The following is an 11,575-nucleotide window of genomic DNA, read 5'->3' as shown; positions in this document are numbered from 1 at the left end:
GCGTCCCCATCTATCCGCCGCGCCCATCGAACACCCCTCCCCGATCGAACACGAAACCTCCCGAGGTCCTCTTCGTTGCGCGCATCCATGCACGCAAGCGCCCGACGGCGTTCGTGGAGACTGCGAGAGCGCTGCTGTCCTCGGGAGTCGACGCGCGGTTCACCCTCATCGGGCCCGACGGAGGCGACGGCCGGGCGTTGCGCACCGCACTCGCGGCCGCGCCGGATGCCCGAATCTCGTGGGAAGGAGCTCTCGACCCTGCCGATGTTCCCCGCAGAATGGCCGAGGCGAGCGTGTACGTACTGCCCGCGGTCCGCGAGCCGTACCCGATGTCGGTGCTGGAGGCGATGTCCGTCGGCCTTCCCGTCGTGGTGACACGCGACTGCGGACTGGCACCCCTGATCGAGCGAACCGGTAGCGGTATCGTCGCGGACCCTGCGGTTCCAGCCCTGGTCGAAGCAGTTGCAACCCTGCTCACGAACGACTCCCTGGCACGCGCGATGGGCGAGAACGGACGCCGTACCGTGCAGGTTCACCAGGGCATGCCCGCAGTCGCCGACAGACTGCTCGACACGTACGACAACCTGGTGGGCACGCGATGAAACACGTCGTCACCCTCCCCCGCATTCTGGCGACAGTCGTCGCCGTCGTCCTGATAGGTGGTCTCCTCGCCGCGTCGGGGCTCGCGACGCGCAGCGACGCGGACCGTTCCCCGCTCAGGGTCGCGGTGGTCGGGGACGACTGGTCGGCCGGGTTCCGCAACCGGGTGGTGTGGCCGACGCTCATGGCCGAACGAACGGGATGGTCGGTCGCCAACTTCGCTCTTCCCGACTCCGGCTACGTCGCCGACGGGCAGGGTGGGCACGCCTTCACCTACCAGGTCGACCGAGCGCTACGTGACGACCCGGACGTCGTCCTGATCGTCGGCGGACTCGCGGATACCGGCCTCCCGGAGACGGATGCGATATCCGTGGGGGCGATCGACGCGATCAACAAGAGCATTCTCGCAGGCAAGCGAACGCTCGTCGTCGGGCCATCGTGGTTCGAGTCGCCGCCTCCGGAATCGGTGATCCGGGTGTCCGAGGCCCTGCGGGCCACCGCCGAGCAGGCAGGGGTCCCCTACTTCGATGCGCTCGATCCCCCATTGCTGACCGAGGATCGGATGTGGCCCGATCTCAGTGGTCCCACGGACGCCGGGCAGTCCGAGCTCGCCGACAGTATCGCCGCGTGGGTGCGTACGGAGGTCTCCCGATGACCCGCAGCCGGCGGACGGCGGTGGCCGCAACTGTGCTCGCTGTAGTGATCCTGCTCGGCATCGTCCTGGTCCGCCGCCGAGCCGATGCCCGACGCGTGCGGCGACCGGATTCCGGACGACGACCGGTTTCCGGACCACGGGCGGTTTCCGGACCACGGGCGGTTTCCGGACCACGGGCGGTTTCCGGACCACGGGCGGTTTCCGGACGACGACCGGTTTCCGGAAATGGCCGGACCACGGGCCGGCTCAATCGTTGGGACCTGGCCGCGCTCGTCTCGGCAGCTGCGATCGCCGTCGGCGTCGTGATCGTCGCGGGACCGACGGTCACGACCGATGCCACAGCCGCGTCCACGGACGTCACCCGGCAACAGGTCGCAGAGTACAACCGTCCCTCCGCACTGTTCATCGGCGATTCGTACACTGCAGGGAACGGGCTCGCCGAGATGTCCTACGCGTGTACCACCGCGGTCGAGATGGGCTGGTTGTGCAATCTCTCCGCCGTACCGGGAACCGGGTACATCAGCGGCGGTCCGGCCAACAGATTCGTCGTCGACGAGTACTCGGGCCGATCGACCTCGTTCACCGAACGTATCCCCCGGCTGGCCACCGTCCACGATCCCGATGTCGTCGTGCTCGACGGTGGTCGAAACGATCTCTTTCCGCCTTCGGAGGACGTCTACCGGGAAATGGTGGCGACCATCGAGGACGTCCGGCGGACATGGCCCGAGGCCGCGGTGGTCTTCGTCAGGCCCCGCTTCCTCACCGATCCCGCGGACGATCTCGGATTCGACGACGCATTCATCGCTCGGCTCGCCACCGAACCTGCCGCCCAGGACGTGCTGTTCGTCGATCCCATCGCATCGATGATCGATCGGGACACGTCGAGATTGCTCGCCGAAGACCGTAGGCACCCGAACGCGCTGGGATCCCAGGCGATAGGCGCGGCACTGACCGAATCGCTCGAACCTCTCGAACAGCAGGTCCGGCCATGACAGGACCGATCGCCGAATACGTCCGGGTACTACGCGAGCGATGGCGCTGGCTCGTGTGGGGTGCGCTGCTCGCACTGGCCGCGACCACCCTGTTCCTGTTCATCCGACCTCCTCTGTACCGTTACGACGCAACCGTTTTCGTTCGCACACCCGGAGACGTGAGCCGGGTTCTCGACGGAGGCGACTCCTATGCCCAGGGACGCGCCCGCACCTATGCCGCGTTGGCCCGCAGCAATGACCTCGCGGCCCGCGTGGTCGCCGATCTCGGACTCGAGGTCACCCCTACGGAGCTGTCGGAGCGGGTGACGGCACACAATCCGTCCGGGACCGCGCTCATCGATTTCGAATTCGGAGCCCGCTCCCCCACCGAGGCCGATCGGATCGCGACGGTACTACTTTCCGAACTGGCGGCAACCGTTCGCACGTTGGAGTCGGTTCCCGGATCACTGGTTCCCCGAGCCGAATTGGTGGTGGTCGACACGCCGACGCCCGCCGCCCGCGTTGTGTTCCTCGGGGCGACGGTCCCGGTCACCCTGCTCGCGGCGGCTGTGGCCGGTCTGGTTCTCGGCGCGACCGCAGCGGTGCTACGTTCGCTTTTCGACCGTTCGATCCGAGACCCGCTCGATGCCGCACGAATCTCCGGGCGGCCGTTGATCGGCTCGATCCGCGGTGGTCCCGCCGACGAACTCACGCCGGAGGTGCGGGCGATCCTGCATCGTTTGCTCGCCGCCCTACCGCAGCCCGGACGCGGGGTGATCACGGTGGTCGGCGCCGGCCCAGGCCCGACCACGTCGGATTCGGCCGTCGCCCTGGCGTCGGTATTCACCGCGCACGGTGATTCGGTGGTCCTGGTCGATCTCGACTTCCGAGACGCCGACTCGACCTCGCTGCTGTCCGGGCTCGATGTGCCGGGAATTTCCGACCTCGCGCGTGGGGACGCGGCAGCGTCGAACGCCGTTGTCCGAACACCGGCCGGCGACTTCGTGGGCGTGGGCACCACACCGGGCGATCTCGGGAGTCCTGCGGCGTCCGCCGCGCTTCGCAGTACGCTCCACGAGCTTCGTGAGCTGTACGCGTTCGTGGTGCTGGCCTGTCCTTCGGTGACGACCGCCGCGACGATCGAGGCCGAATCCGATGTGGCAGTGCTCGCGGTAAGAGAGAATGCCACCACGGAGGAACAGCTCCGGCAGGTCTCACCACTACTGCCGGCGAATACGGTCGTGCTGTTCGACGCGCGGGCTCGGTCGAATTCGATCCGTAAATCCGAGGCCGACAAGCGGATCGAGGCCACAGATTGAGATCGAATGCATTCCTCGCCGAAACGAGGCCCTACCGGAGGACGTTCGTCGTCGTCACGATAGTCGTGATCGCCATCGGTGCCGTGTGGCTGTTGCTGACCCCGAGCCGATACGTATCGACCGCCAGGCTGATGGTGTCGATCGAAGGTTCCACGACGGCAACTGCCTACCAGAACGACGAGGTCGTCTCCGGAAGAGTGAATTCCTATGTCGCTCTGCTGACCAGCGAAGTCGTAAGCAATCTCGTCGTCGACGCGCTCGCTGTGCCGATGAGCGCTCAGCAGGTGGCCGGCAAGGTCAGCGCAACGATCGTCCCACCGAAGACCTCCCTCATCGACGTCGCGGTCACCGACGAAGACCCCGAACGAGCGCGCCTTCTGGCCGACACGGTCACACGTGAGTTCGTCCGATACGTCGATGTTCTGGAGACACCCACCGGTGAAGACGATCAGAAAGTCGAAACCACGATCGTTTCGACAGCATCGGAGCCACGACAGTCGTGGACCGAACGCGCAGGTCTCGCCACCGCAGTAGTGCTCTTCGGTCTGTTACTCGGTAGCGTCGCGGCATGGATCCGGGCTCGAACCGACCCGCTCGTACGAACCGCGCGCTGCGCCGCCGAAGTATCCGGCGCTCCGGTGCTCGTACGCGTCCAAGGTACCGGTACGCCGACGGACGACGAACTCGACGAGTATCGCCGACTGCGGTTGCGTCTGCGCTCCTTCACCCGGCGACGTGCCGGGCCGGACGACCGGTCGGCGGTCTGGGTCCTGGCGTCCCCGAACGGCGAGGCCGATACGGCAGTGGTCGCGTCGAATCTCGGTCAGGTCATGATCTCGGCCGGTGACCGTGCGGTCGTTCTCGACTACGACGAGAGCGCGATTCGAGATCGGTCCCCCCTACAAGAACAGTCGAGAGGACCCTCTGCACGCGGATTGTCCGATTCTCCTCCCTCCGGTGAAAGCGGCTTCCGGGGTGCCGATCCCGAATCGATGATCGAAGATCTGCGTATCGACGGAACAACCGTCGTCGTCGCGGTGAGCCCTGTCCTGTCAACCTGCACGGCATCGATAGTCGGTGGGTACGCCGATGGAGTGCTGCTGATCGTCGTACCGGCCGAGACCCGCAGACGGGACCTGGCCCGAGCGACCGAAAGTCTCCGCGACTGTGGGATTTCTCCGGTGGGTGTCGTCCTAGTCGACCGAAGCGGAGTCGACTAGGACGGAATCGACATGCACACAGGGCTCTGTTCGGTAGGGTTGATGCTGGTCGGAGCCCTGAGGGTGGCCGAGTCGTCGAGTGCGGTTCGACGTTGCGTGCGTATCACGTGGTGGCTGAACCGATGACGAGGGAGCATTGACGTGGACCTGTTCGATGTCGCGCGGTCGTGCTTCCGGCGGTGGTATGTCCTGCTTCCGCTACTGGCAATCACGGCGTGGTACAGCTACAGCGTCTACAGTTCCGTGCAGCCCGTCTACTACGCGAACACGATTATCGGTCTGGCTCCCCCGAGTGTCAGGCAGGACGCGCCCACGGCCGGCGGTGAGGTCCGGCGGAACGGCCTGCTCGATGTCGGCGGAGCCTCACTGGTGGCCAATTTGACAGCATTGGGGTTGAGAGAGCCGGCTGTGGTGGACCGCGTTGTGGCAGCCGGAGGCTCACCCGACTACACCGCGAAAGCTTTTCCAACCCCACCCCCGAATCCCCAACTACCCATGGTCTTCGTCGAGCAGACCTCGTCGGACCCCGCCGAAGTGACGAAGACCCTCGAATTGGTGGCGGCGCAGGCCGAAGTGACGCTGCGGACCCTGCAGCAGCAGGCGCGTGTACCCGAGGATCAAATGGTGACGCCGTTCGTCGTCACACCACCGGGAACGCCGGCCGCTGCGATGCCCACCCGCACGCGGTCGACCGTCGCGATCCTCGGTGCCGGTACCGGCCTCTCGATCCTGGTTACCGTGCTTGTCGACGTCCTGATCACCCGGCGGAGATCGGCCGCGTCGACAACACCGAGACCGCCGATCTCCGAGACACCGGGTGACGGTGCGACCCCATACGACCCCGACGCGGAGCGCGGGCGTGCAGCTCCGGACGACGACGCGGTCGATGCCCGATGAAAACCACCTCGTTCGCTGCACTCGGTCGGCATACCGGCGGCTACGCGGACGTGGCCGGCACATCCGGGCAGCGGGAACGCACTCCTTGGTTGCTCTGCTTCCTGTGCCTCCTCATCCCTGCTCTGCCTGCCTATGCAGTTCCGCCGGGGCCGCTCAAGAGCAACGGCTCACCCGCCCGCGTGATCGCCGTGATGCTCTTCGGACTCGCTGTTCTCGGCTTCCTCACGCTGCGGCGCAATACGGATCACCGCACCGTCAATCCCGGCGTGATCGTCGTACTCCTCTTCTTCCTGCTGCTGACACTGGTCTACGGGGTCGGACTGCTCCGCACCGGCGACGCCCTCGTGGAGGCGAACAAGACTCGGGCCATCATCGGCCTCATCGCAAACGTCGGGGTTGCCCTGTTCGTCCTCGTGCGAGTCCACACTGTTCGCCAGCGCACCATCATCCTCGGTTGTCTCACCGCCGGGCTCACTTTCGCGTGCTCTGTCGGTTTGCTCCAGAGCATGCTCTCGCTCGATCTTCGCTTTCTGCTGATGCCACCGGGCTTCGTGGCGAACCTCGAGTCCGAGTACCTCTCTCTCACGGAGCGGATGGGCACCGTCCGCGTGCTCGGAACGTCCGAGCACGCGATCGAGTTCTCCGTTCTCGCTGCCGTGACCGTGCCGATGACGATTCATTTTGCGCGCTTTGCCACGAACCGTACGCTGCGCTGGGCTTCGGCGGTCGCCTGCTGTGTGGCACTGGTTTCCATGCCTGCCGCCATCTCCCGCACCGGGGTGCTTACTCTGCTCGCGTGCCTGCTCGTCTACATGTTCGCGTTCCGGGTGCGCCAACTCCTCGTTGCCGTCGTCGCCGGAACTATCGCAATATTCGGCTACATCGCGTACTTCCCGGAGACGTTCGATGCCTTGTGGAGAACGATCACCGGATCGGTACAAGACGACAGTATTCTGACACGTACGGCCGACTATGCCGCAGTGTCGCAGACCTTTCGTGAACATCCCATCTTCGGCCTCGGTCTCGGGGGCGCGCCCCCGAGTGCATACCCGCTCCTGGACAACGAATGGCTGCGGATGCTCGTCCAGGGCGGCGCCGTAGGCCTCACTGCGATGATCCTGCTGACCGGTGGTGCGATCTTCGCCATCTCGGCGGGCCTACGCCGCGCCGACTCGACTCGGGAACGCGATCAGGCCTACATGATGGGGTCGGTGATGGTCGGAATCCTCGTCTCCAGCACCACCTTCGACCTGTTCTACTACCAACAGGCGACTTTGACGTTCTTCATCGTGTTCGGCCTGCTCTGGTCGACCTACAACATTGCGGTACCGGAACCTGCCACGCCCGGCCGCCACTTCGTCGGGCACGATACCGCCGGGCCGCCGGAAGGCTAGAACAGTGTTCGACCGACGATCGATCGCACGATTGCTCGTGGCTCCGATTCTCGTCGCGATGATCTGCGCCTCCTGCACGCGCATCCCGTCCGAGGAGCCTCGAGTCGTCGATACGGCGGCGGAAAGCATGTGGCCCGACGGATCCGTACCGCCGGTAATCGCAGATCCGAACAGTCGATCGATCGAGCTCGGCACCGAGTTCTCCGCATCCAGCAACGGAACCGTCACGGCAGCAAGGTTTTTCCAAGGGTCCGCGAACACTGCCCCGGTCACGGCGACCCTGTGGTCGACCGACGGCACCGTCCTGGGAACCACACCCATACCCGCCGGGCCGGACGGTTGGCGAGAGATTCCTTTCGACACTCCGATTCCGATACAGGCGGACAGGAACTACGTGATCTCCTATCGCGCCTCGCAGGGAAACCATTCGGCCGATCCCGACGCATTCGATGGGGGTGCAACCGTAGGAACCGGCTGGCTGACCGCACTCCGAGGGCTGTTCACATACGGCAGCGGTATCCCCGATCAGTCGGACGGCGGCACCGCCTATTTCGTCGATGTCGTCTTCGAACCATCGGGTCCGTCGTTACGTCCGGTCGACGGCGGCGACAACTACTACGACATGTTCGACAATTCACTACCGGCGTCCTCGGACTTCTTTCCGCTCGCAATCTGGTTCGCCAAGGTGACCTCTCCCGAGGAGGCCGGCAGCGATCGCGCACTCGGTCTGAACACCTATGTGGAATTGACCGAGGACAGCAACGTTCGCGCAATACGCGACGCCGGAATGTTCGCGCTGCCCAGTCGGGCCGACCCCCTGATGGCCGGTCAGTTCACCACGGACGAGGCGGACATGTGGGCAGGAGCCGGCGAGGCACCGTGGACAGGCCGATTGCCGGGGGAAGGGCCGATCTGCATGCCCGAGGACGCCGAGTGCGGCTACACGGTGATGTCGGCCTTCAGAGACAGGATACCTCCGGACATCCTTGCGTTCACGAATTACGGTAAGGGCGTTACATTCTGGGATACCCGGGATGCGGCCCAGCGGTTCGTCAACGATTTCCAGGATGTCGTTTCCGCGGACAACTACTGGTTCACCGACGAGAGCATCTGTCAGGCGAACGAGGGTGGTGTCCTCAGAACGAACGGACAGACCGATCTCCCCCCTTCGGAATGCCAACTGGCTGCGAACTACGGCGTGACGACGCGACACGTTCGTTCGTTGGTCCAGCCACGCGCGGCCATGCCGGTGTGGAACTTCGTCGAAGTGGGGCAGCCCTTCTCGGAGAGCGCGGAGGCCGGGATCACCGGCCCACAGATCAGAGCCGCGGTCTGGAGCAGCATCATCAACGGCGCACGGGGCATCATCTACTTCGCCCACAACTTCGGAGGTCCTTGCCTGTCGTACAACCTTTTCCGGGACCGGTGCGGAGATGCCATCCGCGGCGAGGTATCGGCGGTCAACAATCAGATCACGAGTCTCGCCCCAGTGCTCAATGCGCCGTTCGTCGACGGATTCGCCAAGACCGACGGGCCCGTCGACGCGGCTACGAAATATCACGACGGCAATCTGTACATCCTCGCCGGATCCACCCGAAACTCGGGCGGCGACGCCACGATTACACTCTCGTGCGGCGATGCGACCCAGGTGGAGGTCCTGGACGAAGGCCGCACGATCCCCGTCGTCGACAAGACCTTTCGCGATTTCTTCGTCGACGGAAACGCAGTTCATCTCTACCGCCTCGACGGAGCCGGCTGCGCCTTCGAATGACGAGGCACCAGCAGTGACGAGGCATCAGCCGAGAGACCGACTACTTTCGTCGCGTTCCCAGCCGACGGTCCTTCGGCGCGCACCCCATCGAGCGGCGAGCGCAAAAGCAATGTACGCCAATGTATCTGCGGCAGATTTCGGACCGTGGACCGACCGCAACACCGCGAGCGCGGTGGCCGTACCCGTGCCACCCGCGCTGCCGACACCCGGACGGGCCTCGGCTGTGCCGCGCCGGCTGCGCCGCAGAATCGCGAGCAAACTCGTGATGTCGTTCGGAGTCTTCACCACCGCAGGTTCCGTATCGACGACGGCCTTCTCGTCCGGATCGAACTGCTCGTCCACGAAGAGGTCGTCTCCGATCAGGTTCGGGAACGACCCGAATCTCGAGTGTCCTGCTTCGGTGAGGGCGTACACGCCGGCCCCCCACAACACAGGTTTCCGTCGAATCCGTTGTCGGGCACGATAGTAACTGCAGACCAGCGGATCGGCGCCGCCGAAGTCGTAGCGGAACGGCGGACGTGCGGCAAGAACGTCACCGCGGGCGAGACGATCGAGGACGTCCAGCACGGCAGCAGCCGAAATCCGGATGTCGGCATCCAGATAGAGTCGAGGCCAGAGCGAAGCAACCTGGTCGCCGATATTCAAAGCTGCTGGTTTCGATCCTTCCGCCAACTCGACCACCCGCGCGCCCGGGATTCTTCGGGCGATCGCGGCGGTGTCGTCGGTACAGCCGTTGCACACCACGACGAGTTCGAAGTATCCCTCCGCTGCGGGCGGGCCGAGCGGCACGAGCGTCCGTTGGATCACCCCTGCCTCGTTGTATGCAGGAACGATCACAGCGCCGCGTCGAGTGTGGCCGGAAAGTGATTCAGTCATCTGTGGTTGCGTGAGGTAGTTCTCGCCATTTCCTGCGCCTCAGAACGGTGGACAGTGTGCGCCGGTGCTCCGGATCGTAGGCGCGCAGCGCTTCGGAGAGTGCAACTACAGATCGGAACAGCATCGAGTACGTGCCGCCGTGATGACGCTCCACGTAGCGAACGCGGTTCACGGTCATGAGTCGCGTGAGGACGGGCGATGTGCCCGATCCCCCCTGCCGGTGTTGCACGATCGCGGACGGTTCGAACCGAACCAGGTGTCCTCCCTTTCGGATGCGGCGAAAGTAGTCCGTTTCCTCCGAGTAGAGGAAGAACTCTTCGTTCCAGGGGCCGACCTCTCGCGCGACCCACGCCCGGATCAGCACCGCTGCTCCCGTCGCCCAGTCGACATCGTGTGCGTCGAGGTAATCTTCTGGGTTGTAGACGATCTCGGACAGAAACCGCGGCCTCTTGCGCAACCTGCCGCCGAACAATGCGTCACCGACCGCACCCATGAGCGACGGCTCGCGACGAATCGAGGGATAGAGCTCACCGTTCTCGTCCAAGATGAGTGGCACCACCGCACCGATACGATCGTCGCAGCGGAGCGAGGCCATCAGACGTGTCACGGTGTCGACCGCCAGTGTCAGATCGGGGTTCAGGATCAACACGGCGTCACAAGGATCGACGAACGGGAGAGCCGCATTGATTCCACCGGCATAACCGAGGTTGCCCCCGGTTTCGACGAGTGTGACATCGGGGTGCAGGCGCACCAACGCGGGTGTGCCGTCCGAGGAGCGATTGTCGACGACGACCACCCGGATGGACAGCTCGTGAGCCGCGAGGCTCAGGTCGTCGATCAACCTGGAGATATCGTCAGCACTGTTGTGCGTCACCACCACAACGGTGACGACGGCCCTTCGCCCGGGCGCGACGAACGTCCCGCGCGCTGCGCTCGCGTCGTGGATCAACATCATCGATCCACGCTGCACAGTCCGGGCTTTGCGCATCAGCCTCAGCAACTCCGGTGGATCTTCGACGAGATAGCGATGACTCAACCGGCGAGGTTCCAGCATCAGCCGCCATGCCCACTCGAGCCCGCTGTCGGCAATCCACCTCGGCGCCCTGCGCACCCTGCCGGCAAGGAAGTCCACAACTGCGCCGAAGGCGAGAAGCACCCGAGCGCCCGTTTCCTTACCGAATTGCGCAATCCAATTCTCCTGCAGGGGCTTTCCGAGTCCGGTCACCAGGATCTCCACGCCGGCGGAACGGATCTGTCCGGCGATCGCCGCCGAACTGGCAGGATCCTGCAGTTCGGATCTCGCCGGTGACCAGGTACCGACGATGTTCAAGGTCGGAAGACGTGTGCTGAGCGCCGCACGGAGACGCTCGTGTGTTCCGGCGGTTCCACCCAGAAAACCGACGCGCGTACCCTGCCTCGCCGCATACTCGAGAATCGGGCCGATCAAGTCGCTACCCGACAGTTTCGGCCAGTCCCGGCCACTGAGCGCCTCGGCCTTCCGGACGAGAGGCACCCCGTCGAGGAGCGTGAGCCAACGCAACCCCTCCGGTGCCGCCCCCACGGATACGGCGGGTGGCCTCGCGGCCCAGGACTCGTCGCCCCCGAAATGATGAAGATGGTCGAGATTCGCCGAGGCGACGACCAGCGGAGCCGGTGCGGTGAGTGCATCGATGATCAGTGACATCGCCAGTTCGCGATCGATCAGGTCGATCGGGACTGCGTCCACGACCATACGGGGCCACGGCGCAGGATGCGGCCGAGGCGGATCGCGTCGATTCTCGGATTTTGTGAGCGGCATTGCTTCTGCCCAATCCGTGCATCTCAGGGCTTCTCCGTTCTCGGAATTGTATCGAAGGAGTGCTGTGCGCACGC

General features: G+C 64.9%; 10 protein-coding genes. 8 read left to right on the top strand and 2 right to left on the bottom strand.

The window, feature by feature from the left end; all coding sequences use genetic code 11:
* The 8 genes from M1M07_RS16945 to M1M07_RS16910 form a co-directional block, all read left to right on the top strand.
* The coding region (locus M1M07_RS16945) for a glycosyltransferase (protein ID WP_248674952.1) at window positions 1-602 on the top strand (602 nt) is incomplete at its 5' end.
* Entirely contained in the window at window positions 599-1,255 is a 657-nt protein-coding gene (locus tag M1M07_RS16940) for an SGNH/GDSL hydrolase family protein (RefSeq protein WP_197253013.1), read from the top strand. The genes M1M07_RS16945 and M1M07_RS16940, both read left to right, overlap by 4 nt.
* 302 nt (window positions 1,256-1,557) lie before the next feature.
* Window positions 1,558-2,247: an SGNH/GDSL hydrolase family protein gene (locus M1M07_RS16935; protein ID WP_248674951.1), complete on the top strand. Its 690-nt coding sequence runs from the start codon at window positions 1,558-1,560 to the stop codon at window positions 2,245-2,247.
* The gene (locus tag M1M07_RS16930) at window positions 2,244-3,545 is read left to right on the top strand and encodes a Wzz/FepE/Etk N-terminal domain-containing protein (protein WP_197253015.1); all 1,302 of its coding nucleotides are present in this window, start codon (window positions 2,244-2,246) and stop codon (window positions 3,543-3,545) included. Before M1M07_RS16935 ends, M1M07_RS16930 begins: the two co-directional genes overlap by 4 nt.
* Window positions 3,542-4,765, top strand: a complete 1,224-nt coding sequence (locus M1M07_RS16925; protein ID WP_197253016.1) for a hypothetical protein — start codon at window positions 3,542-3,544, stop codon at window positions 4,763-4,765. The genes M1M07_RS16930 and M1M07_RS16925 overlap by 4 nt, the downstream gene beginning before the upstream one ends.
* 141 nt (window positions 4,766-4,906) lie before the next feature.
* Complete coding sequence (locus M1M07_RS16920) at window positions 4,907-5,662, top strand: hypothetical protein (RefSeq protein WP_197253017.1); 756 nt, start codon at window positions 4,907-4,909, stop codon at window positions 5,660-5,662.
* A gap of 344 nt (window positions 5,663-6,006) precedes the next feature.
* Complete coding sequence (locus tag M1M07_RS16915; RefSeq protein ID WP_248674950.1) at window positions 6,007-7,056, top strand: O-antigen ligase family protein; 1,050 nt, start codon at window positions 6,007-6,009, stop codon at window positions 7,054-7,056.
* A 58-nt stretch (window positions 7,057-7,114) separates the two neighbouring features.
* On the top strand, window positions 7,115-8,827 hold the full coding sequence (locus tag M1M07_RS16910) for a DUF4082 domain-containing protein (protein WP_197253019.1): 1,713 nt from the start codon (window positions 7,115-7,117) through the stop codon (window positions 8,825-8,827).
* Between the two features lie 24 nt (window positions 8,828-8,851).
* On the opposite strand, the gene M1M07_RS16905 is transcribed toward M1M07_RS16910, so the two are convergent.
* Together M1M07_RS16905 and M1M07_RS16900 are read right to left on the bottom strand one after the other, a co-directional pair.
* Window positions 8,852-9,703 carry a glycosyltransferase family 2 protein gene (locus M1M07_RS16905; RefSeq protein WP_197253020.1) on the bottom strand — a complete coding sequence of 284 codons (852 nt, stop codon included), beginning with the start codon at window positions 9,701-9,703 and terminating at the stop codon, window positions 8,852-8,854.
* The gene (locus tag M1M07_RS16900) at window positions 9,696-11,387 is read right to left on the bottom strand and encodes a WecB/TagA/CpsF family glycosyltransferase (protein ID WP_248674955.1); all 1,692 of its coding nucleotides are present in this window, start codon (window positions 11,385-11,387) and stop codon (window positions 9,696-9,698) included. Before M1M07_RS16900 ends, M1M07_RS16905 begins: the two co-directional genes overlap by 8 nt.
* Between the last annotated feature and the right edge of the window lie 188 nt (window positions 11,388-11,575).

Origin of the sequence: Rhodococcus sp. HM1, from assembly GCF_023218075.1 — a bacterium.
Lineage (GTDB): Bacteria > Actinomycetota > Actinomycetes > Mycobacteriales > Mycobacteriaceae > Rhodococcus.
The sequence above is the reverse complement of the archived record's forward strand: the minus strand, read 5'-3'. Positions and strand labels throughout refer to the sequence as shown.

What these genes read in the sequence shown, in the direction of transcription:
- M1M07_RS16940 (WP_197253013.1), top strand. Translation starts at nt 599, where the DNA reads ATGAAACACGTCGTCACCCTCCCCCGCATTCTGGCGACAGTCGTCGCC.
- M1M07_RS16930 (WP_197253015.1), top strand. Translation starts at nt 2,244, where the DNA reads ATGACAGGACCGATCGCCGAATACGTCCGGGTACTACGCGAGCGATGG.
- M1M07_RS16910 (WP_197253019.1), top strand. Translation starts at nt 7,115, where the DNA reads ATGATCTGCGCCTCCTGCACGCGCATCCCGTCCGAGGAGCCTCGAGTC.
- M1M07_RS16905 (WP_197253020.1), bottom strand. Translation starts at nt 9,703, where the DNA reads ATGACTGAATCACTTTCCGGCCACACTCGACGCGGCGCTGTGATCGTT.
- M1M07_RS16900 (WP_248674955.1), bottom strand. Translation starts at nt 11,387, where the DNA reads ATGTCACTGATCATCGATGCACTCACCGCACCGGCTCCGCTGGTCGTC.